The sequence below is a fragment of the Hymenobacter sp. YC55 genome (assembly GCF_029433095.1).
Taxonomy (GTDB): domain Bacteria; phylum Bacteroidota; class Bacteroidia; order Cytophagales; family Hymenobacteraceae; genus Hymenobacter.
Genome location: NZ_JARNTX010000004.1, coordinates 278,731 through 300,356, shown reverse-complemented (window position 1 = coordinate 300,356; position 21,626 = coordinate 278,731). Strand labels below are relative to the sequence as shown.

General features: G+C 55.1%; 17 protein-coding genes. 8 read left to right on the top strand and 9 right to left on the bottom strand.

Annotated elements, in window-relative coordinates; all coding sequences use genetic code 11:
• The first annotated feature begins 152 nt into the window (after nt 1-152).
• Nucleotides 153-3,044, top strand: coding sequence for a DNA polymerase I (polA, locus tag P1X16_RS23880; RefSeq protein ID WP_277234521.1), 2,892 nt, complete (start codon nt 153-155; stop codon nt 3,042-3,044).
• 91 nt (nt 3,045-3,135) lie between these two features.
• Here polA and P1X16_RS23875 read toward each other — a convergent pair whose 3' ends face one another.
• Nucleotides 3,136-3,585, bottom strand: coding sequence for a lipocalin family protein (locus P1X16_RS23875; protein ID WP_277234520.1), 450 nt, complete (start codon nt 3,583-3,585; stop codon nt 3,136-3,138).
• A gap of 384 nt (nt 3,586-3,969) precedes the next feature.
• Entirely contained in the window at nt 3,970-4,881 is a 912-nt protein-coding gene (locus tag P1X16_RS23870; RefSeq protein WP_277234518.1) for a class I SAM-dependent methyltransferase, read from the bottom strand.
• A gap of 216 nt (nt 4,882-5,097) precedes the next feature.
• On the opposite strand from P1X16_RS23870, the gene P1X16_RS23865 reads away from it, so the two are divergent.
• Entirely contained in the window at nt 5,098-6,108 is a 1,011-nt protein-coding gene (locus P1X16_RS23865; RefSeq protein WP_277234516.1) for a YpdA family putative bacillithiol disulfide reductase, read from the top strand.
• 76 nt (nt 6,109-6,184) lie between these two features.
• Here P1X16_RS23865 and P1X16_RS23860 read toward each other — a convergent pair whose 3' ends face one another.
• The 3 genes from P1X16_RS23860 to P1X16_RS23850 form a co-directional block, all read right to left on the bottom strand.
• Nucleotides 6,185-7,642, bottom strand: a complete 1,458-nt coding sequence (locus P1X16_RS23860) for an SGNH/GDSL hydrolase family protein (RefSeq protein ID WP_277234514.1) — start codon at nt 7,640-7,642, stop codon at nt 6,185-6,187.
• Nucleotides 7,643-7,663: 21 nt separating this feature from the next.
• Nucleotides 7,664-8,911, bottom strand: coding sequence for an outer membrane protein transport protein (locus tag P1X16_RS23855; protein WP_277234512.1), 1,248 nt, complete (start codon nt 8,909-8,911; stop codon nt 7,664-7,666).
• A gap of 248 nt (nt 8,912-9,159) precedes the next feature.
• Entirely contained in the window at nt 9,160-9,984 is an 825-nt protein-coding gene (locus tag P1X16_RS23850; protein ID WP_277234511.1) for a cyanophycinase, read from the bottom strand.
• A gap of 541 nt (nt 9,985-10,525) precedes the next feature.
• Here P1X16_RS23850 and mgtE point away from each other — a divergent pair.
• Nucleotides 10,526-11,911 carry a magnesium transporter gene (gene mgtE, locus P1X16_RS23845; RefSeq protein WP_277234508.1) on the top strand — a complete coding sequence of 462 codons (1,386 nt, stop codon included), beginning with the start codon at nt 10,526-10,528 and terminating at the stop codon, nt 11,909-11,911.
• A 131-nt stretch (nt 11,912-12,042) separates the two neighbouring features.
• Here the strand turns inward: mgtE and P1X16_RS23840 are convergent, their stop codons facing one another.
• Nucleotides 12,043-12,648: a DUF4142 domain-containing protein gene (locus P1X16_RS23840; RefSeq protein ID WP_277234506.1), complete on the bottom strand. Its 606-nt coding sequence runs from the start codon at nt 12,646-12,648 to the stop codon at nt 12,043-12,045.
• A 367-nt stretch (nt 12,649-13,015) separates the two neighbouring features.
• Here P1X16_RS23840 and P1X16_RS23835 point away from each other — a divergent pair, with 367 nt between their 5' ends.
• Both P1X16_RS23835 and P1X16_RS23830 read left to right on the top strand, forming a co-directional pair.
• The gene (locus P1X16_RS23835; RefSeq protein ID WP_277234504.1) at nt 13,016-13,933 is read left to right on the top strand and encodes a CorA family divalent cation transporter; all 918 of its coding nucleotides are present in this window, start codon (nt 13,016-13,018) and stop codon (nt 13,931-13,933) included.
• 20 nt (nt 13,934-13,953) lie between these two features.
• Nucleotides 13,954-14,694 (top strand): hypothetical protein, encoded by a 741-nt coding sequence (locus P1X16_RS23830; RefSeq protein ID WP_277234502.1) that lies wholly within the window; start codon nt 13,954-13,956, stop codon nt 14,692-14,694.
• Nucleotides 14,695-15,023: 329 nt separating this feature from the next.
• Here P1X16_RS23830 and arfB read toward each other — a convergent pair whose 3' ends face one another.
• The 3 genes from arfB to P1X16_RS23815 all read right to left on the bottom strand — a co-directional run bounded on the left by arfB (nt 15,024) and on the right by P1X16_RS23815 (nt 16,971).
• Entirely contained in the window at nt 15,024-15,431 is a 408-nt protein-coding gene (gene arfB / locus P1X16_RS23825; RefSeq protein WP_277234500.1) for an alternative ribosome rescue aminoacyl-tRNA hydrolase ArfB, read from the bottom strand.
• Nucleotides 15,432-15,724: 293 nt separating this feature from the next.
• Nucleotides 15,725-16,465: a PA2169 family four-helix-bundle protein gene (locus P1X16_RS23820; protein ID WP_277234498.1), complete on the bottom strand. Its 741-nt coding sequence runs from the start codon at nt 16,463-16,465 to the stop codon at nt 15,725-15,727.
• Between the two features lie 74 nt (nt 16,466-16,539).
• Nucleotides 16,540-16,971: a hypothetical protein gene (locus P1X16_RS23815; RefSeq protein ID WP_277234496.1), complete on the bottom strand. Its 432-nt coding sequence runs from the start codon at nt 16,969-16,971 to the stop codon at nt 16,540-16,542.
• A 164-nt stretch (nt 16,972-17,135) separates the two neighbouring features.
• Between P1X16_RS23815 and P1X16_RS23810 the strand changes: the two genes are divergently transcribed.
• The 3 genes from P1X16_RS23810 (at nt 17,136) to P1X16_RS23800 (ending at nt 21,531) form a co-directional block, all read left to right on the top strand.
• Nucleotides 17,136-19,190 (top strand): M13 family metallopeptidase, encoded by a 2,055-nt coding sequence (locus P1X16_RS23810; RefSeq protein ID WP_277234494.1) that lies wholly within the window; start codon nt 17,136-17,138, stop codon nt 19,188-19,190.
• A gap of 4 nt (nt 19,191-19,194) precedes the next feature.
• Nucleotides 19,195-19,593 (top strand): ACT domain-containing protein, encoded by a 399-nt coding sequence (locus tag P1X16_RS23805; protein WP_277234492.1) that lies wholly within the window; start codon nt 19,195-19,197, stop codon nt 19,591-19,593.
• A gap of 171 nt (nt 19,594-19,764) precedes the next feature.
• Nucleotides 19,765-21,531, top strand: coding sequence for a hypothetical protein (locus P1X16_RS23800; RefSeq protein ID WP_277234490.1), 1,767 nt, complete (start codon nt 19,765-19,767; stop codon nt 21,529-21,531).
• Nucleotides 21,532-21,626: the final 95 nt, after the last annotated feature.

Sequence of the window (21,626 nt, the reverse complement as noted above, 5' to 3'; positions counted from 1 at the left end):
TGCTGCCTATTGACCTTAGCTGCGACCATAAATAAAGCTATGCCCACCAATGTTTTTCCGCGCCTGTTTGTTGTGCTTAGAAGAATAGACAAGTAAAGCTAGCCGTATTTCCGTGCCAGGTAGCAATAGCTGTTTCTTACCTTCGCCCTCCTATGACTGACTCTTCCCAACCCGCCAAAAAGCTCTTTCTGCTCGACGCCTTTGCCCTGATTTACCGCGCCCACTTTGCGTTCAGCAAGAATCCGCGCGTCAATTCCAAGGGCCTTAACACGGGTGCTATTCTTGGCTTCACCAATACGCTGGTGGAAGTGCTGCAAAAGGAAAAGCCAACCCACATTGGGGTGGCGTTTGATGCGCAGAAAAAAACGTTCCGCCACGATAGTTTTGCCGACTATAAGGCGCAACGCCAGGCCATGCCCGAGGACATTGGCACGGCTATCCCCTACATCAAGAAAATCATTCAGGCCTTTCACATCCCTATCCTGATGGTGGACGGGTTCGAGGCCGACGACGTGATAGGCACGCTGGCGCAGCGGGCCGAAGCGCAGGGCTTTGAGGTGTTCATGATGACGCCCGACAAGGACTACTGCCAACTCGTAACCGATAAGATTAAGATTTACCGGCCAGCCTTTATGGGGAATGCGGCCGAAGTGCTCGATGTGGCCCACGTACTCCAACGTTTCGAGATTGAGCGTGTCGAGCAGGTAATTGATATTCTAGGCTTGCAAGGCGACGCCTCCGACAACATTCCTGGTATTCCGGGCATCGGCGAGAAGACCGCCAAAAGCCTGATTCAGCAGTTCGGCTCGGTGGAGAATTTGATTGCCAACTCCGACCAACTCAAGGGCAAGCAGCAGGAAAACGTGCGCAACTTCGCCGAGCAGGGCCTGATGAGCAAGGAACTGGCCACCATCCACGTCAATGTCCCCATCGACTTCGAGGCTGAGAAGCTGGTGCTCGATAGTCCCGACGAAACCCAACTCCGCACCTTGTTCGACGAGTTGGAGTTCCGCCAACTAGCCGCTCGTATTTTGGGTGGCGGTGAAAAGGCTGCTGCACCAGCAACTGCCGCCGACCGCGCCAATCCCCGGTCAAGCTCGCGGCGCCCGAAAGTGCCTGCTGGGCAAGCCAGCTTGTTTGGCAACAGTTCCGATGCGGCCGTAGCTATTGGCGCTGAAGAAGGTGAAACAGGCAGCTTCGGGGCGCCTGCTGGCCCGCGCCTCACGCTTGCCGACGTACCGCACCAGTACCATCTTATCGACACGCCGGAGCTGCGCCAGTCGCTGCTCAGCTTCTTGCTTCAGCAAAGTGAAGTCAGCTTCGATACCGAAACCACTGGCCTCGATACGATGACGGCCCGGCTTGTGGGACTCTCGTTTTGCTGGCTGCCGGGCGAAGCTTACTACGTGCCTGTTCCCCAAGACGACCACGCTGCCGCGCAGGCGCTGGTAGACGAGTTCCGGCCGTTCTTCGACGCGACAGGCATCCTCAAAATCGGTCAAAACATCAAGTACGACCTCACCATCCTGCGGCACTACGGTGTAGAGATTCAAGGGCCGCTCTTCGATACCATGCTAGCGCACTACCTGCTGGAGCCGGATATGCGCCACAACATGGACGTGCTGGCCGAAACCTACCTGCACTACACGCCGGTAGCTATTACCTCGCTCATCGGCAACAAAGGCAAAAACCAGAAAACCATGGCCGACCTCCCGCCGGCCGAAATAGCGGACTACGCTTGCGAGGATGCCGATGTAACCTTGCAACTCAAGCACGTATTCGAGCCGATGCTCAAAGAAGTGGGCTTGCTGGATTTGCTGAACGAGGTTGAAAACCCGCTGGTGCCGGTGCTATCAGCTATTGAGTACGAAGGCGTGAAGATTGATTCTAGCGCCATGGGCGAGTACTCGGCCGAGCTGCAGGGCTACATTCAGGAAATAGAGCAGCAAATTTTCACGGCCGCCGGCCAGGAGTTCAATATTGGCTCGCCGAAGCAGCTAGGTGAAATCCTGTTCGATAAGCTTGGCTTGGGTGGCGGCAAAATCAAGAAAACCAAAACCGGGCAGTACGCCACCGGCGAGGAAGTGTTGAGCGTATTAGCTGCCGACAATCCCGTGGCGGGCCTGATTCTGGAGCACCGTCAGCTCACCAAGCTGCGTTCCACTTACGTAGAAGCCCTACCTCAACTGGTGTGTGATTTAGATGGGCGGGTACACACCAGCTTCAACCAAGCCGTTACGGCCACCGGTCGCCTGAGCAGCACCAACCCCAACCTGCAGAACATTCCAATTCGCACCGAGAAGGGCCGGGAAATCCGCAAAGCCTTTGTGCCCCGCGACGAAAACCACGTGCTGCTTGCCGCCGACTACTCCCAAGTGGAACTACGCATCATGGCCGACTTTTCGGGCGACAAAACCATGATTGAAGCTTTCCGCTTAGGCCAAGACATTCATACCAGCACGGCCAGCAAGGTTTTCCACGTACCCTTGGACCAAGTGGATGGAGAAATGCGCCGCAAAGCCAAAACCGTCAACTTCGGCATTATCTACGGTATATCGTCGTTTGGCTTGGCCCAGCGCATTGGCATCTCGCGCAAGGAAGCCACCGAAATTATCGAAACGTATTTCGAGGAATTCAGTGCCGTGAAGAAGTTCATGGACGAGAGCATCAATAAGGCGCGTGAGCTGGAATATGCTACTACCCTGCTCGGCCGTCGCCGCTACCTGCGCGACATCAACTCACGCAACGCCACTCTACGCGGCTATACTGAGCGCAACGCCATCAATGCCCCCATCCAAGGCACCGCCGCCGATATTATTAAAAAGGCCATGATTAATATTCACGACTGGCTGCGCGACGAGAAACTGGCTACCCGCATGATTCTACAGGTGCACGACGAACTTGTCTTCGATGCCGTGAAAGAGGAAATCGACTACATCACGCCCAAAGTGAAAGAACTGATGACCACTGCCCTTCTCCTCCCCCACGGCGTACCCTTGGAAGTGGAGGTTGGCACCGGCAGCAACTGGCTCCAAGCACACTAATGGCATAGCAACGGATAGTGTTTACCAAGCCACAACCAAAAGGGCGGGTCGTATAATACGACCCGCCCTTTTGGTTGTGGCGTATGCTTATTTACTGCGCCTCGTACGTATAACGAGTTACTTTCTGGGCTCCGTCTAGTGCTTCGGCAACTTTGACCACCAGCTTATTGCCAGTGAGTTCTTGAATGGTGCACTGACGAGTGAAAGGGGCCACTACTATCGTCAGTGTTTTGCCACTGAGCGTCCATTCTCCCGAAACGGTCTGTGGGCTGTTGTAGCTATCTTCTGTGGCGCCATCCTCCATTCGGAGACTGTAGTCCGCTAAGAACTTTACGGTGTTGTTCGCGCTGGCAGCATATCGGAAATACTTAGCAACTGGCTCCGCGTCGCCTATAGCTTCTGTCTCGGCAGTTTGCTTCCATGTCTTGGAAGTCAGCATTTGAGCAGCAGTTCGAGGCGATGGGTCTTCCTTTTTATCGTTGGCGCAGGAAGCTAAAACGCTGGCTAAAGCCAGCGAGGTAAGCGGTAACACTCGTTTCATAATACGGTAAGAATGTAGATAATAAATCACTGCTAATAAGGAGGAATCCAGAGCGAAACCTCGCACAATACAGTCAATAGCACAAAGGTAAATTATATTAGAATAAGTATGTTTTGTTTATAGCAACACCAAGCCTACAAAGCACCTATATTAAAACAGAACTTTTGTTTAACTTATTGTTAGTCAGCAGCATAATAAATGTATTCTTCTGCCAAAATAGATATACAGTTTTATTTCCTATCAGGTATAATCATACTTCAAATTGCTTAATTATCACTCAGAAAAAGTAGGCACTGTCCCAACAGAACGAGCCCGCACTATTAGCTATCAAGCAGGATTAGCCAGTACGCTTGTTGTTGCTCCTTAAGAGTTGGCTAACAGCAGCTATTTTCCATTTTTTGCTACTACAAACATTCGGTCGCCGAAACGGCCAGTGAGTTGGTTGAGCCAATAGGTAGGATACTGCCCGAGCAACTTGCCCGCTTGCTCTACTGGGTTACCCCCTAGTCGAATTTGCTGCGGTTTCTTCACGGGGTTCAGCAAGTCAACGACCTCGAACTTGTGCTTGTCCAGCAGCTTGCGAATAGTGGTAGGGGTAAATTCGTAGAGGTGGTAAGGCGGGATATCCATGCGGCGCTGGCGGCCTAGGGCGCTATAGAGCGCAAAGCCGGCCCGCATACTAGGCAGGTTGAGTACGCTTGGCAACGCCAATACCAACAAGCCGCCCGGCGCCAGAATACGACCGAACTTGGCTACTGCCGCCGACGGCGACAGCAAGTGTTCGAGCACGTCGCCGAGGTACGCCAGGTCGAACTGGTTTTCCTGGAAATCTTCCGTGGTTTCGATGTTGCCCGTCACGACGGGCAGCCCTAGCTCACGACGGGCAAAATCAGCGGCGTGGGCTGATATTTCCAGGCCGTGGGTTTCCCAACCCAAGCTCTGCAAGCTTTTGAGCGTGTAGCCCGGTCCGCATCCTACCTCCAAGTACCGGAAGCGCCGGCCGGGGTAGTGCCGCATCATATAATCGGTAAACTTGTCGGCGCGGGGCTGGCTGAGGTCGAGCTTGGCGCCTTCTTCAATAAACTTGCGGTCCTGAGCGGTGCGGTCGTAGTTGGGACGCTCGGTGAAGTACTCTTTCCCGTAGAGCCGTTCCAATTGAGCCGGGGTTGGCTGCGGGTCCAGAAACACCAACTCACAGTTTTGGCACTGCATGCCCTGTAGGCGCTGGCCCTCCAAAATATAGAAGAAAGGGCGCGGCCGAAACGCCGTGTGCCCGCATAAGTCGCAAGTGCGCATAGTCTTGAAATCAAACTAAGTGGCAAGTTCGCACTTATCCGCGAAACCCGGGGGTATGCTTTGCCTGTTTACTAAGAGCTAGCGTGCTGCCATTGCCTTAGAGCAACTCGGCAACCAGGCTACCCCCTGATGCTAACCTTACTCAGGTAAGGATTGGCTTTACTTTGATTTGCAAGACGCCAGCAGACGTCTGGATTTGTTTACGGAAGGTTGAATATGATTGATGTAGTTGTAATAGGGGCTGGCCCAGTAGGCTTGGCTTGCGCGCTAGAAGTACAGCGGGTTGGGCTCACAGCCGTAGTGGTTGATAAGGGCGCACTGGTAAATTCTATTATCGGCTACCCTACCAATATGGAGTTCTTCTCGACTCCTGAGCTCCTAGAAATAGGAGGCCACCCGTTCCCGGTCAGTAGCTACAAGCCGTTGCGAGAAGATGGCATCGACTATTACCGCCGCGTAGCCCAAACCGAAAACCTGAACCTGCGCCTTTACGAGCGAGTAACGGGATTGGAAGGCGAGCCCGGTAACTACGAAGTCGTGACCGAGAAAGAGCGCATCAACTGCCGCTACGTTATTGTGGCCACCGGCTTCTACGACGTTCCCAACTACCTCAACGTGCCCGGCGAAGACCTGCCCCACGTCAGCCACTACTACAAGGAACCGTACGCCCACGCCCACCAAGACGTGGTGGTGGTTGGTGCCAAAAACTCATCGGCGAAAGCGGCGCTGCAGCTACTGCGGGCCGGCGCCCGCGTAACGATGATCGTGCGGGGCGCGGAAATCAGCAACTCCGTGAAATACTGGATCCGTCCCGACCTGCTTAACCGCATCAAGGAAGGCCGCATCAAGGTGCACTTCAACGCTACCATCGAGCGTATTCTTACCGATACCGTGAAGATTAACACGCCCGAAGGTCCGCTCACTGTGCCAGCCCACTACGTATACGCCCTCACCGGCTACCACCCTGATTTCAGCTTCCTGGCTGCCCTCGGCATCACCTGCCAGCTCGACGCCGCCCAAACCCCCACCCACGACGCCGAAACTCTAGAAACCAACCGCACCGGCGTATACCTAGCAGGCACCGTGTGCGGCGGCCTTAATACCAGTCGCTGGTTTATCGAGAATGGCCGCTACCATGCTCAAGTAATTGCAGCGCATCTGGCAGGCCAGCCTGCCCCAGCTTTGCCAGAGGTATTACAACCCGTGCAGCTCACTCCTCAGTCGTAGCTATCTAACTGCTAATCATAAATAAAAAAGCCCGTCTCCAGATGCTGGAGGCGGGCTTTTCTTGTGTTGTTGAAGGCTACTGAGGGAATTTAACTCCGCGGTAGTCGTTTGGATTTACTTGCGAGATCTTAGAGCCATACGTGGTGTTAATGGCTTTAATCATCTCATTGGCTACGAAGGCGTAACCACGAGGCGTAGGATGCACTCCATCGAGCGAGAATAAGTTGCCAGTGATGAAGTTAGCATTATTAGAAACCCCATTCGCAATGATGCCTGCGCTCCCCGGTGCAGCAATGCGTGAGAAGAACGCGTTAGCATCGAAAATAGCTAATCCTTTCTCGTTGGCTTTAGCTGTAATAGCAGCGTTGAAAGCCGTAGTAGCCGCAAGTACTTGCCCCTGCTCTACATCATCAAGCACAAACAAGCTAGGTATTGGATTGCCTGCGCTGGTGCCAAATGTAGCAGTAGTGTCGATGCCATAAGCAGCTAAAAATAACGGAAAACCAGCGGCTGGCTGCCCGCTCTGGCTGTACACGTAACGCCAAGCCCGGCCTGAACGCTGATTAAGCAAGGCTAAATATGGAGAAGAGATGAGTGTAAACAGCTGCCGGCCATTACCACTAGCATCACGAATATCGGCGGTAGTAATCTGTTTCCGGTTACCCGAAGCCGGTCCGCCTAATGCAGCACCCGTTTGAATTACCAGACCAGGTACGTTGGCTGCTGTCAACGTTGTTTTAAATGCCGGGCCGACAGTTGTGAAGAAAGGGATGTTGGTTACATTAGGAATGGTTGCTACCAAGCCTTTCGCCCCATTGGCTGTCAGAGCATCAACAATCTTGTTGTTCTTGTCCGTGAAGGTTGCGGTAGGCGTCAAAGAGTTAGCTGCTCCGCCCGCTGTAGCAAAACCAAGCACATCATTATTGCCAAGCCAGTTGGTAAAGAAGGTAGGATTAGAAGCCGCTACCCGGGCCAAATACGTTTGGTTGTTGCCATCGGGTGTAATACGCTCAAAATACGAGTTGAACGTAGTGGCATTTGAGGGTGATGTTTGCGTGTTGCCAAATCCTGCGGTTTCAATATCCGAAAGGCGGATACCGGGCACAGCCAAGTTATTTACCGGCTCGGTGTACTTCGTGTACAGTGGACGAGCAGCGGTAGCGCCCGCCCGCAAAGCCAAATTCGTAGTTACGGGAGCCGTAACAGGAGAGCCGTTGACGATACCCGTCAAACGCAAATAGCCTGAGCCATTCTCCTGACCGGTTTGAAATAGCGGTTGCACAAAGTCACCACCGCCAACGGCTCTAAACTGACCCGCTAGTAGGTTAGGGTAGGAACTTTGCTGTCCTTCCAAATACAAGCCCCCATCAGAGTAGCCAGCTGTGAGAGAATTACCAACGGCAATGTAACGGGAGAAATCAACGGTGCCGGCGCTAGGCGTAAAATCGTCTTCCAGGTCGGGCTGGCAGGCGGTGAGCCCCAAACCCATCAGCGCCACAACCGGGGCGCACTTGCGAAATAAAGAAGTAGTCATGTGGTGGGAAGCGAGGCGCAATTAGAAGTTGTAGTTCAGGCCCAGGCCCGGAATAACAATATTGGTTTTGTAAGTACCGGCAATTCGGTCGGTGGTACCGTTGTTGAGCAGGTCTTGCTGGGTTTGCGTCCGCTTCTGAATGCCAACGTATTGTGCAGACAAGTCGACTCCAAATTTGCCGAACGAGTACGAAGCCCCCAGAGTACCGCTGATCCGGTCGTTGTCGGGCGTTTCGGGCGTTACATAGCCATCCTTCACCGGGGTCATGTCGTAGGAGCCGCCGGCACGCACAGTTAGGCCACTGGTAAGCTTGTATTGTCCGCCCACACGGAAGGTGAGGGCATCTTCGTAGAAGCGCTTTGACTCGCTGAAGGTGTTACCGTTTACTTGCTTGTCGAAGTCGAAGCGTAACACACGATACTTGCTCCACTCCACAAAGTTGACGTCCAACCCAATGGTCAGGTTCTCGCTGGGCATTATGCCGATACCGATGCTGGTAGTAGCAGGCAGCGGCAGCGTAGCACCAAACTTGGTGGCTTCAAAGCGCGAAGCGAAACTTGGCGACACATTCGTGAAAGTTACGTCACCGTCTTTCACTTGCGCATCAATCTTGGAACGGTAGCTAATGCCCACGCTCAACTTATCGGAAGGCTTGAAGAACACACCAGCGTTGAAACCAATCTTGTTTTCGGCTTTGCCATCTAGCTCGATGTGGCCGAAAGAATCGGGCAGCGGAATGTCGCGCTGCAGGTTCACGGAACCATAGGCCAAAATCATCAGACCCGCCCCGATGCTCAACTGGTCGGTAATGGCGTAGCTGAACGTTGGCTGAACATAAATCGACTCCAGTGTGATATCCGTAAGGGAGGTGCGGCCTTCCCACCCATTGGCGTACTGCAGCTTGCTGCCAAAAGGCGTATAAACGGCAATGCCCGCCCGGAACTTACCTTCGGCGGGCCCAAAACCTGCGTAGAGGTTGAATGGCGTTACGGTGCTGTTGCGGAGTTGGCGCTGCTGGCTTCCACCTTCGGCTACGAAAGCATTGCGGGCCAGCGTGGCATTCACGCCAAGCTGCACGCCTCTGTCCTTCACCATAGCCAAGGCCCCAGGATTGTAGAACATGGCAGCTTGGTCGAGGGACAAGCCCACGCCAACACCGCCCATACCGTTATTTTTCTGCCCGGCTAGCGTTACTTGGTAACCGCCCGCCGAAGCCGCCGTGCTCGAGAGCAGCGCCCCCCCTGCGAGGAGTAAAAATTTGAAGTTCATACAAAAAGAAATGTGGGTGAGGAGTTGGGATTATGGCTTTAAATGTAGCTGAAAAAAATCAGGGATAGTAGGCTTGCCTAACAATTTTAAAGTGGAGTTTATATAAATAAAAACACACGAGGTGCGCCACAGAAAACTCTGCGTAAACGAATAACAAGCTCAGCAAGCACGCACCAAACCATCAGCAGGCTATTTATTGGCAATATTAGCACTGCTGAGAGAATTGCCGCCGACTTCTTTGCAATTGTTCAGTCTTGCACGTTGTTGGTAACCTGCCTTGTGCGCAGATCGAGCTGCTGGCCGGCTACTAACATGTGCACCCGCAGGTCTTGCCCACTTACGGGCTCACCCCGGCCGGCCCGCCCCACGTTGTTGCCGCGCAAATGGCGGCCATCAATCGTCATTACCACGCCGTCGCCAAATACTTCGGCTACTGTGCCTCCCCGGACGATAATACCAGTTTCTTCCGACAAGCCTAAGCCTAAACAGAGCGGGTGAGTAAGCAAGGCGTGCATGAGGCGGCCAAAGCGGCCCCGCTCCACAAAATGTTGGTCGATAAATAGATTGGGTAGAAGGCCAAGGCCGCGCACGGTTTGGATACCGCCTTTGCGCAGGGCCCGCCACCCATAACCTTCCACGAGCATATGGTCGGGCAGCGCGGCGGCGCCGGCACTAGTACCCGCCACTATAAAGGTGGGCTCGGTGCGGAAGCGGTGCTTTAGCTGGTTCAAAAACTCGGTGCCACGAATGAAATCGGTAATGCGTTCCTGGTCGCCGCCGGTGAAGAATATTAGGCCTGCGCGAGCAAGGCGACGCAAGGTGGAGGGGGCATCGGCGGGGTGCCGCTCGTTGACGGGCAAGTGGCGCGCCGCCGTACAGCCAAGCTCCTGAAAGGCTTTTTCGTAGGCCGCGGCCGTTCGGGCATGGTCGTGTGAGGCCGTGGTTAGAATTTCAACCGGCGTATCGAGGGAGGGCAGCATGTCGCAGAGCAGCGCAAGCAGGGCATCATCGTCGCCACCGCCGAGGGCAACGAGTGTGCCGAGTGGCATAGCAACAGGCGTCGATTGGGGCATGGGCAGCACGAAGTGGACGGATCAAATGTACGGGCCGCTTGAAATTTTGGCTGGAAACAGAATTATCTGGTAACGAATAAATAATCGGGCCGCTTTCTATCAGCCTGATAGCGCTGAAACTATCTGGGTTGCTAAATCCGTTGTACATCGGGGTTTACGCTTCGTGCACGAGCAAGTTGGCTAGTCGACAGCTCGCAACATGCCCCTGCAAGAAGAAAAACTAGCTGCTCTTTTCCACCGATTCTGGTGCCTGTTAGCTGGCTTGCCGACGGGCAGCGTGAGCGTCGAAAACTACAAGTCTGCCTATCGGTAGCTTTCGGCGCTATAACCGGCTTGAATGGGGAGTAGCGAAGAGCAGCAGATGCTGTGCTGGCAGCCTTGCAGCGCAGGAAGTTGCTTTGCTCGTGCGTGAAGCGGTGGCTTCGCGCAATGCCACTATTTTTCTGATACAGTGCTGTTGAGCCGCGGAATCCGGCTATTTTTGCGCGCCTTTTGGTCACTAATCCTATCTGCCTAGCGAGACACTGCCCTTCTATCATTCATGAATCAGCACCCGACCACCGAACACATCACGTCCCTGATTCAGGAGGGCGAGTTTTTTAAACTCAAAGAGCTCCTCAAACACTATGAACCGGCCGAGCTGGTGGAGCTGATTGAGGAAGAAGAAGAACGGGAACAGCTGATTATTTTCCGGCTGTTGCCCCTCAGTTTGGCCACGCAGGTATTTGAGTACCTGGACCTGGAAGTGCAAAAACACTTCCTGACCAACCTGACGCAGGAGAAAATCACCAACATTCTCAACGAAATGTCGCCCGACGACCGGACGGCGCTGCTCGAGTTTCTGCCCGATGATTTCGTGAAGGAGCTGATTCAGACGCTGTCGGAGCCGGAGCGCAAGGTGACGCTGGAGCTGCTAGGCTACCCCGAATATTCAGTGGGCCGCCTCATGACGCCTGACTACATCGCCATTCGCGAGAACTGGACCGTGCAGCAGGTGCTCGACTACATCCGGCGCCACGGCGGGCAGTCGGAAACGCTGAGCGTGCTTTACGTGACCGACAACCGGGGGGTACTTATCGACGACATTCGCATTCGGGAGTTTCTGCTGGCAGAACCGCAAAAGCAGGTGCGCGACCTTATGGACCACCGCTACGTGTCGCTCAGGGCCATGCAGGACCAAGAGGAAGCCATTGACGTGTTCCGGCGCAACGACCGGATAGCGTTGCCCGTCGTGAATGACGAGGGGGTGCTGTTTGGCATCGTTACCATTGATGACATCCTCGACATTCGGGAAGAGGAAGACACCGAAGACATCCAGAAGCTGGGCGGTTCGGAAGCCCTCGACGAACCCTATCTGGCTACCTCTATCTGGAGTATGGTCAAGAAGCGGGCCGGTTGGCTCGTTATCCTGCTAATAGGAGAAATGCTGACCACTTCGGCCATGCACCACTTCGAAGACGACTTGCAGAAGGCGGCGGTGCTGGGCTTATTTATTCCGCTTATTATTTCGGCCGGTGGCAATGCTGGCTCGCAGGCTACTTCCCTCATTATCCGGGCCATGAGCTTGGGCGAGTTTTCGCTTGGCGACTGGTGGATGGTGCTGCGTCGGGAAATTTTGTCGGGGCTGCTCTTAGGTACTATCCTAGGGGTGGTTGGCTCGTTGCGCATCGTGCTGTGGGCTACCGTCATTGACCCGGGTTATTTCGGGCAGTACTGGCAGCTGATTGCCATAACGGTAGGCTTCTCGCTATTGGGGATTGTACTGTGGGGTGCGTTGTCGGGCGCCATGCTGCCTATGCTGCTCAAGCGCTTAGGCCTCGACCCGGCCACGGCCTCGGCTCCCTTTGTTGCTACGCTCGTGGACGTGACGGGGCTGATTATCTACTTCTCAGTGGCTACTATGGTGCTGCGTGGCACGCTGTTGTAAAACAGCATCTCCCATTGCAGGTCAGAGCTAATAAAATCAGAAAAGGCCGTTCCCCACTGATGAGGAACGACCTTTTCTGATTTTATTAGCTCTGGTAATAGCTGGTTTTCTGCTCTTTAGGGAAGGAGGAACTAGCTTCCTACTACTGTAGAGAGGCGCTGCGTAATGGCTACGTGCTCCTTGATGGTGGCTAGGGCCAGGGTGGCAATGTGGCGGCCGTGCATCTCCATCATGTTGCTTTTGGCGGGGGCGGGGCTGGCGAGGTAGCCTTGGGTGAGGCTTTGCAGCAACTGGTGAGTCTGGAGCTGGGCTGTGATATAGGCTTTGTCGAAGGCGGCGCCGGTGGCCGACTTCATTTGCGTCATCATGGCTTGCGCTTTGGCATCTGGGGGCGGAGGCGTGGTGCCCATGTCATTCAAAATGCTCAGCATGCCTTTGGTTTCTTCTAGCTCGAAGCCGGCAAACTGCTTGGCATAGGGATTGGTGGCTTGCGTAGCGGCTAGTTGGCTGCTTAGCATCGATGTATTGACGGGTCCGGCTATGGCTGCCCGAAACTGCGCTTCGGTGGTGATAGAGCCCGCGCCCTGCAGGAGCAAGCCCGAATCCTCGTCTTCGGCGAACGTAAAGGATTGAAGCAGCGAAGCAATGGTGGACATTCCGACGCCGAGCGCCAGCGTGCCTTTCACTGAATTGGTCAGAAAATTTCGGCGCAGGATGGTTTCGTGCAATTTGTGCATATACGTGTTTTTAAAGGGTTAAGAGAAGCTTGGGGCACGCCTTCTTTCGATAAGTATCGAGGAAAGATGCGCCTGAACATTCATCATAACGTCAACATACACAGAAGGTTAAAGGTCGAGCTTGCGTTTGACATTCCAAGCTCAACGCTTGCGCTGCCAAACGCAAGCTCCTTAACAACTTCCCGTACGAGTATAGGATTTTGCGGTCCGCAGTGAAGCTGAACTATGAGCTAAATGCAACAGCTCTAGCGCGCATTAACGCATCGGTTTGCACTGTTGGTCAACTCTTGAACCATGCCGAACCGTATGTAGAAGCGGCAAGCCGGCCAGAACCAACGCCACCCTGTGCGCCGACAACTTTTTGTATATGACTGAAGACCTTCTCACGCGGCAAGAAGCCGACTTCGCTTGGCTCGACATCACCAGCCCAACCGGGGCCGAGCTACAAGCCGTGGCCGAACAGTACGACCTACCCGATTCTTTGGTGCGAGACTGTCTGGAGCCCACGCACCTACCTAAGTTTGAGGCCAATAATGGGCTGAACTTCGTTATTCTGCGCGTGTTCAGTATGCCCGAAAACAGCCAGGCCGATACCATCCAGGAGCTGAGCACCAAGATTGCCATCTTCTACACCTCTAAGTACTTAATCACGGTTCACCGGCGGCCGCACCCGGTGCTAAGCACCCTCAAAAACGTAGCCCGCGCCCCCGGCGAAGAGTGCGACTCGCCCGTGGAAGTAGCCATCCACATCGTGCGCTATGCACTTAATAGCTACGTGCAGCCCGCCATGGCTCTTACCAAAGAGCTCGACGACTACGAGGCCGAGATATTTCTGAAGCAGGAAGTACCCAATGCGCTACAGGGCCTGTACTTTCTAAAGCGCAAAGCCTCGGCCGCCAAGCAGTTGCTGTTGCTTACCCGCGACATTCTGCTTATGCTGCGGCGGCAAACAGCAGCCAACACCACCGACAGCAACCTGCTTCAGGATACGCAGGATTTGCAAGTGAAAGTGGAAACCATGTATCAGCAGCTCGATGGTGGTGCTACCAACCTCATGAACTTGTACCTCTCGTTGTCGTCGCAACGCACCAACGAGGCCATGCGGGTACTAACCGTATTTTCCGCTTTTTTCCTGCCGCTTACCTTTATTGCGGGCATATACGGCATGAACTTCCAGCACATGCCCGAGCTAACCTGGCGGCTAGGCTACCCAATAGCCATGATTAGTATGGTGGTAATATCCATAGGTATCTATGTGTGGTTTAAGCGCAAAGGCTGGATTTAACGTCAAGTATATAGCCTTCAATGGTGCTTCTCCCCTTTCCTCGTCGATACCCTACGAACCGATGGTTGCAGCTAGCGGGTCTGGTGCTAACAGGCGGGTTGCTAGGCGGCTGCGCGGCCGTAGGGCGCTTACCCAACTTAGAGCCCGGCAACTACCAGTTTTTCCGCACTAATGACCCGGCTCTGGCTGCCGCCATTGGCAAGGAAGGAACCGTTTATGTGGAGCAGAAACACGACTCTTTGGAGTTTCTTATAGAGCCGCCAAACAGCACCCCGCGCCGCTTCACCTACCCGTTGCACCGGGGGCAGCACGTTATTCTGCTAGACCGCAAGTTCGACCTCGACGTGTTTACGATTCCCTTTAAGGCGCGCCCGCCGCAGGGGCCAGTGCCGGTGCAGCTCAATACCAACTTCAATGCCGCCTTGTATTTCGGCCGGCGCCTCGATTTCTACCACGTCAATAGCCGGCTCTTGCTGAACGGCCAGCAGCAACCGCAGGTACGGACAGTAGGTTTGGGCTACGGGTTGTTCACGGGCCTGGGCTCCACCATCATCAACCCCGACGTCACCAACCAGCAAACCAAGGTAGCCGAGTACGAGGGCTTCGTGGTGCACGTAGGGGCGGCGGCTATCTACGATGCTCGCATCTTCAACCTAGGCTTGGCTATCGGGGCCGATCAGCTACTCGGGCCCGATGGTCCTAATTGGGTGTATCAGCGCAAACCATGGTTTGGCGTGCTATTTGGCCTAGACTTGAACTAGATTGTGTCGCTGGCTAAAAGGCTTATAATTAATTCTTAGACTCTTTACTGTTTTGCCCGCCTATTGGCGTCGCCAAAGTAAGTAACTGTCATGCTGAGCGCAGCCGAAGCATCTCGCTAGTGTGGTAAACCCCTGCCATTGCAACGTCAGCACGCGAGATGCTTCGGCTGCGCTCAGCATGACGGTTACTTTGGCAACGTCAGCACGCGAGATACTTCAGGCCCTGGCTTGATGCGCCTATGCTCAGCATGACGTTCTGCTAGTGTTGGCAACGGCGATATGCTAAAGGCTGCTGTTCTGCTCAGTATGACGACTATTGGGCGCGGCAATCAAAAGTTTAGCTTGCCCCGATTCGCTTTTTTCTCGCCGTGCTTTTTCTTGGATTCTAAGCGCTGCCGAACGGCACCCTGGCTTGGTTTAGTGGCTTTGCGCGGTTTGGGCTTATGCAGGGCCTTGGTAAGTAGGTCGTGAAACTTACGCAGCGCGATTTCGCGGTTGCGCAACTGGCTTCGGTCTTCCTGAGCTACTACCAGCAGTTCACCTTCCGCTGTGAGTTTTGAGGCTAGCTTCTGTTGCAGCGTTTGTTTCTGCTCGTCGGAAAGCAGTTCGGAGGTAGCCAGGCGGAAGCGCAGTTCCACGCGCGACTCTACTTTGTTCACGTTTTGGCCGCCAGGTCCGCTACTACGGCTGGTTTGAAACTCTAGTTCGGGCAGAAAATCGGTGGCGGGAGGTAGCATTCGATACGGGTGATAGGTGCGCAAGATCGGAAGATAATAGAACGCCAAGCTTAGGATATACAAACTGATTGTCATTCCGAGGCAGGAGGAATCTGAGTATGACTATCAACGAATCTTACCCCGATTCCTCCTGCGTCGGAATGACAATAGGGTTGAAGACTAAGTACCTCAGCCGCCACGGATAAGTTAAGCGGCAATTACAATACTGGCGCAACACCAAAAAGCCTCGTCAGGAGCTTGACAACAGCGTGTCACTCCCAACGAGGCTTTATGCAGGCATCAGGTGGAGCTGCTTACAGCTTACCGTCCATTTTCTGGAGTTCTTTGTACGTTTTCTGCGACTGGGCATACTGCCGCTCCACTTCCAAGCGCAAAGGCCCGGTTAGGGTGTTGTCGCTCAGGGCTTCTTCGTAGGCTTTGATGGCCCATTCCTCACCATGGATATTGGAGCCGAGAATGGCTTTTTCGTCGGCACCCGTTACGGCGGCTTTCGTGTCCATCCAGGCGCGGTAGAGCTTGCCTTTCACAGTAGTGCCACTTTCCTCGGTGCCTTCCTGCTGACGCAAGAACGTGTTGAGTCGGGTAGCAAACTTCTGGCTCTGGCTCACGAGCTGCTTGTAATAGCCTTGCAATTGGGTGTCCTGGCTTTCGTCTACGGCGCGCTGGTAGCCTTCAATCCGGTCGTTGACGAATAGCAACAGTTCGTGCAAGGTGGCCGCTTGCCCGGTGGATTTGGGCTTCCGGTTGCGTACAGCAAGGTAGCCAACGCCCGCTGCTAGCAGCGCCCCACCAACGACTTTCTGCGTGGTGCTAAGTTTGTTGACTTTCGACAGAGCGCCGGTACCTGCATCCTTGAAAGACTGGGGCAGCTGGATTTGAGTTATCATATCGCCCATGCTGCCTTTGTTTAGCCACTGTTTGGCCTGGTTGAGAAGATCAGCGGCACCGTTGGTGTTCGAGGCGTTACCCGAGTTCGATCGGCCCGCATTGAAAGAATCGTTGCCGGCTGAAGTTGGTTGCTTAGGTTGTTTCATGATCGAGAAGCGTGAATAGGGTGATGTAATGTCTTGCGCCTTACGCTATTCGACTTCAGTGAGTTAGGTTGAGCTTACACATGCTTCCATAGCAACCAGCCCAGCAATCCGGCACGGACGGTCCAGGCCAGGGTACGGACCCAGTTGGTGCGCACCAACCCATCGATGGCCACGTAGTCGTAGCCCTGGGCGAGCCGGTTGTGGAACGGCACGGACACGAAGAAAGTAGCCGCCCAAATCAGCAGCACCAACGCCAGGGCCCACCATACGGCTGCGCCCAGCGTCCGCCCCTGCCAGGCAAGCCACGCGGCTAAACCCAGTTCCAGCACCATAGGCGCCATTACCACCCAACTGATGCGGTTGGAGTGCTGCTGATGAAAGGCCACGAATTTTTCGGGGGCGACCTGCGCAAAGCCTGGGTAATGCACCACCTGCACCGTCCAGATAAGCCCGGTGAGGTAGGCCGCCAGCCCGAAATTGAGAAGTAAGAGCAGCTTGAGCGACATAGTATGCAACCTAACGGGTGTTTTCTGTACCTGTTAGCGTTTTGCGGCTGATTCACCTAAACTAGCGGGCTTGTACGGTTCTGTTTTAAGTGATTCAGCGAAAACCTAGCAGGTCTGCCAAAGACCTGTTTGGTTACGGGTATGTTTAGTTCAATTTCGCTTTTATGAAGACTTCTCCTTTGCGCCCTTGGCTGCTGGCTGCCCCGGCGCTCCTCCTTGCGTTGGCCAGTTGCCAGTCGGGCAACAAATCCAACTCCGGTCAACCCGACCTGATTCAAGCCAACCTTGACACCACCGTGCGCCCCGGCGACGACTTTTTCAAGTACGCTAATGGCACCTGGTTGAAGAAGCATCCGATTCCAGCCTCGGAAAGCAGCTGGAGCATCGGCCAGGAAGTGCAAGACGAGGTGTATGCTCGGCTGCGGGCCCTCAATGAGGAAGCTACTAAAGCCAAGGCCGCCGCGGGCACCACCCAGCAGAAAATCGGGGACTTTTGGGCCACCGGCATGGACTCGGTAACGGCCGATAAGCAAGGTATTGCGCCGCTCAAGCCGGAGCTGGACCGCCTGGCCGCCCTGCGCACCCCCGCCGATGTGCAAGCGGCCATTGCTCGCCTGATTCCGCTGAACGTGAATGCCCTAATTGGCCCCTTTGTGTCGCAGGACAACAAGAACAGCGAAAAGATGGCGCTGTACTTGTATCAGGCCGGCTTGGGCTTGCCAAACCGTGACTATTACTTCAACAAAGACAAGCGCACGGCCAACATTCGCAAGGAGTATGGCGGGCACGTAGCCAAAATGCTGGAGCTGATGGGCGAAGATGCCGCCACCGCTCAGCGCCACAGCGCCCAGCTTGTGAAGCTGGAAACCGCTCTGGCGGGCTCGTCGCGCAAGCTTGAAGCCCTGCGCGACCCATATGCCAACTACAACAAGATGGCCGTAGCCGACCTCAACAAGCTCACGCCTGGCCTCGACTGGAAGCCGTGGCTAGCCCAGATGGAGCTCGGCAAAGTAGATTCGGTTATTGTGGGGCAGCCCGAGTTCTACCGCGAAGCTGGCCGCCTGCTGCGCACCACGCCCATCGAAGACTGGAAAGCGTACTTGCAGTGGCAGTTGCTGCACACCTACGCCACCTACCTCAGCAAGCCCATCGACAACGAAAACTTCCGCTTCTACGGCACGGTGCTGCAAGGCCGCAAAGAGCAGCGCGCCCGCTGGAAGCGCGTGCTCGACGAAGAAGAGGATGCCATGGGCGAAGTGCTGGGCCAGTTGTTTGTGAAAGAATATTTCTCGCCCGAAACCAAAGCCCGCTACGCCAAGCTAACTGAAAACGTGGTAGGCTCCTTCCGCGAGCATATCCAAGCCCTGACCTGGATGAGCGACTCCACCAAGCAAAAAGCACTGGTGAAGCTCACCAAAATCACCCCTAAAGTAGGCTACCCCGACAAGTGGAAAGACTACTCGACGCTGCAAATCAACCGTGACTCGTACGCGGCCAACATGATGCGCGCCAGCCAGTGGAAATACCGCTACGAGCTCAACAAGCTCGGCAAGCCCGTCGACCGCACCGAATGGGGCATGACGCCGCAGACCTACAACGCCTACTACAACCCCAGCAACAACGAAATCGTGTTGCCGGCTGCCATCTTCGCCATTCCGGGCTTGCAGGATGCTAACGCCGACGACGCTATTATTTATGGCTATGCCGGGGCCAGTACCATCGGCCACGAGCTGACGCACGGCTTTGACGACGAAGGCAGCCAGTTTGATGAGAAGGGCAACCTGCGCAACTGGTGGAGCAAGAAAGACCGGGCCGCTTTCCAGCAGCGCGTCAACCAGATTGTGCGCCAGTTCAACGGCTACACCGTGCTGGACTCGCTGCACATCAACGGCAAAGCCACAGCCGGCGAAAACATTGCCGACTTGGGCGGCATCGTCATTGCCTTCGATGCATTCAAGAAAACCGACCAGTACAAGAAAGGCGAGAAAATTGGCGGCCTCACGCCCACGCAGCGCTACTTCCTGGGCTACGCCCTAGGCTGGCAGGGTCACCAGCGCGACGAAGTATTGGCGCAACGCATCCTCACCGATGTGCACTCGCCGGCCAGCTACCGCGTGAACGGACCATTTGCCGACGTACCCGCCTTCTACGAGGCGTTCAACGTGAAGCCTGGCGACAAGCTCTACCGCCCCGATTCCGCCCGCGTCACCATCTGGTAACCGCATGCAGCTAACACCCGGCGAAACCAATCTGGATGCATTACTCCGCACAATGGAGCCCGTGCTGCACCCCGAAGTGTACGTGTTCTGCACTGTGCCGCTTGGCAGCCCGCTGTTGGTTACGCCCGTGGCCACGTTTCGGGAAGTGGAAGGCGTGACGCTTATTGTGTCGGCAACCGAGGCGGCGCAGGCTGGGCTAACGGCAGTGTACCCTTGCCGCTGGATTACGCTTAACGTGCATTCCAGCCTCGAAGCCGTGGGATTTTTGGCGCGCATCACCGGCCTGCTGGCCGCCCATGGCATCAGCGTCAACCTCGTGTCGGGCTACTACCACGACCACCTGTTTGTGCCAGCCGAACGCGCCGAGGAGGTGATGCAGCTCCTGGGCACACTGCGCGGGTAGCGCCCTTCGTGTTAGCTAGAAAAGCCGCTTCTCTGGTAGGGAAGCGGCTTTTTTGTGTACTACGCCTTTTACAGGAAGAAACAGGGCGGAATACCGACAGGGAAGTACAGGACGCTATGCTGCCGGCAATGCAATAGACTTGAGTTCCACCCCCTGGTTTCTGCTCCTGCCATGAAAAGAAGTTTCCTTCTACTTGCGCCCAGCCTATTATTTAGTTTCAGTAATGCTTGGGCGCAGCAAGCACCAAGTGGCCAAACTATCCAAGCCGTGCGCCCGGCGCCCCTGCCGGCCACAATTCTGCTTCCGGCGTCGGATTTTTTGCAGGAGATACCCAAGGGCAACATCATTGCCGATGCTGACGCGCTGAAAGTGCCTTGGCTGTTCAACAACACGGCGCTGGTACTGAAGTCGGAAACCAACCTCATGACCAAAGTGACGGTAACGGAACCGGGCACGTACTATTTGTATGTGCGCGGTCAGGGCCAGAAAGGCACGGGCTTTAAGGTGGCCGTAAACGACAAGGTGACGGCCGCTACGTTCGGGCAAGCGCCGCTAAGCTGGCAAGCGGGCGGCTCGTTTGACTTGCAGCCGGGTACCGTCAACATCAAGATAACCCGCATCGACAGCGGTCCCGCCTTCGACTTGCTGGTACTCAGCAAAACCCCCAATCTGCGCGAAGACGACGTGCGCCCCTATCAGTTGCCGGAGGAAGTGAAGCTGCTAAAAGACTACAGCATCCCGCCTTCCAACGCCGTGAAATTCGGGGACGTAACCGGCGACGGCAAAACCGATTTTATGGTGCTGGAGCCCAACTTTTCAGCGCATGTTTTCGACAACGACGGCCGCGAATTGTGGAACTACCAAGCACCTACCGAGTACACCAAAGAGCGCTCGGAGTTTGAAGCACCCGGCCTCGTATGGGACTTCGACCGGGATGGCAAGGCCGAAGTGGTGCACTGGCGCCAGCTAGAGGGCCAGGAGTATTTGGTAATAGCCGATGGCCGCACCGGCAAGATTAAGCGCAAAACCCTGTGGCCCACGCAGCCCCTGCCCCACGTCTACAACAACTTCCGGCTGGCCATTGGCAAGCTGCACCAGGACGGTCCCAACGACGTGGTGGTGTTCACCGACACGGGCGGCACCATTACCATCTGCGCGTACACGCCCGACCTCAAACAGCTCTGGAAACACACCGAAACCCGCAAAAAAGACAACCTCGGCCACTACGTCTACCCCGTTGATTTGAATGCCGATGGCCTCGACGAGGTGTTGGTCGGCACCCTGCTGCTCGACAGCAAGGGCCAGAAGATATGGGACCGGTTCGACCTATTGCCCGACAACCACGACCACGCCGACAGCTACAAATTCGGCGACGTAAACAACGACGGTAAACTCGACATCGTGACGGCCAACAGCGAAACGGGCGTGTTTGTGTACGAAGCCATGACGGGCAAGATTATTTGGCAGAACACGGCCGAGCACAGCCAGCAGGTGGCCGTAGGCAACTTTCTGAAAAACGTGCCCGGCCCGCAGGTGGTTATTGGCGGGCGCACCTATGGCAACCGGACTATTGGCGAGCCTTACCTGTCCAGCCAGCTTTACTGGTTCGACAACCAAGGCAGCCTGCTCAAGAAGTGGCCCGGCAACCCCATCAACGGCAACCCCGATTTCGTGCGCGGCAACTGGCGCGGCGACGGATCTACGCAGTTGTTCTGGCACAAATTCCGAATCAACGACCTTGGTACCGGCGAGCTGTATTTTCCGGACCCGGTGTTTCACATGTTTGACTTTATGGGTCAAGGCGCCGAAGAAGTCGTAACCCTTAGCCGGGGGCGCCTGCAAGTGTACGGCAGCCGCCAAGCCCAACACAGCAACCAAGACGCCAAGAAAAACCGAGACTATCTGAAAAGCACCGTCGTCAACCATACGCATTATTAAGGCCTTGCCCCTGCCCCATCACATATTTATGTGATGTACTTCAGGGATAACAAGTTACAGCCTCATGCTACCTTCAGGTACAGCAAACATCTGAG

Bases quoted from the DNA above. Each gene is read 5' to 3' on its own strand.
- polA (WP_277234521.1), top strand. From the start codon at position 153: ATGACTGACTCTTCCCAACCCGCCAAAAAGCTCTTTCTGCTCGACGCC.
- P1X16_RS23875 (WP_277234520.1), bottom strand. From the start codon at position 3,585: ATGAAACGAGTGTTACCGCTTACCTCGCTGGCTTTAGCCAGCGTTTTA.
- P1X16_RS23870 (WP_277234518.1), bottom strand. From the start codon at position 4,881: ATGCGCACTTGCGACTTATGCGGGCACACGGCGTTTCGGCCGCGCCCT.
- P1X16_RS23865 (WP_277234516.1), top strand. From the start codon at position 5,098: ATGATTGATGTAGTTGTAATAGGGGCTGGCCCAGTAGGCTTGGCTTGC.
- P1X16_RS23860 (WP_277234514.1), bottom strand. From the start codon at position 7,642: ATGACTACTTCTTTATTTCGCAAGTGCGCCCCGGTTGTGGCGCTGATG.
- P1X16_RS23855 (WP_277234512.1), bottom strand. From the start codon at position 8,911: ATGAACTTCAAATTTTTACTCCTCGCAGGGGGGGCGCTGCTCTCGAGC.
- P1X16_RS23850 (WP_277234511.1), bottom strand. From the start codon at position 9,984: ATGCCCCAATCGACGCCTGTTGCTATGCCACTCGGCACACTCGTTGCC.
- mgtE (WP_277234508.1), top strand. From the start codon at position 10,526: ATGAATCAGCACCCGACCACCGAACACATCACGTCCCTGATTCAGGAG.
- P1X16_RS23840 (WP_277234506.1), bottom strand. From the start codon at position 12,648: ATGCACAAATTGCACGAAACCATCCTGCGCCGAAATTTTCTGACCAAT.
- P1X16_RS23835 (WP_277234504.1), top strand. From the start codon at position 13,016: ATGACTGAAGACCTTCTCACGCGGCAAGAAGCCGACTTCGCTTGGCTC.
- P1X16_RS23830 (WP_277234502.1), top strand. From the start codon at position 13,954: ATGGTGCTTCTCCCCTTTCCTCGTCGATACCCTACGAACCGATGGTTG.
- arfB (WP_277234500.1), bottom strand. From the start codon at position 15,431: ATGCTACCTCCCGCCACCGATTTTCTGCCCGAACTAGAGTTTCAAACC.
- P1X16_RS23820 (WP_277234498.1), bottom strand. From the start codon at position 16,465: ATGAAACAACCTAAGCAACCAACTTCAGCCGGCAACGATTCTTTCAAT.
- P1X16_RS23815 (WP_277234496.1), bottom strand. From the start codon at position 16,971: ATGTCGCTCAAGCTGCTCTTACTTCTCAATTTCGGGCTGGCGGCCTAC.
- P1X16_RS23810 (WP_277234494.1), top strand. From the start codon at position 17,136: ATGAAGACTTCTCCTTTGCGCCCTTGGCTGCTGGCTGCCCCGGCGCTC.
- P1X16_RS23805 (WP_277234492.1), top strand. From the start codon at position 19,195: ATGCAGCTAACACCCGGCGAAACCAATCTGGATGCATTACTCCGCACA.
- P1X16_RS23800 (WP_277234490.1), top strand. From the start codon at position 19,765: ATGAAAAGAAGTTTCCTTCTACTTGCGCCCAGCCTATTATTTAGTTTC.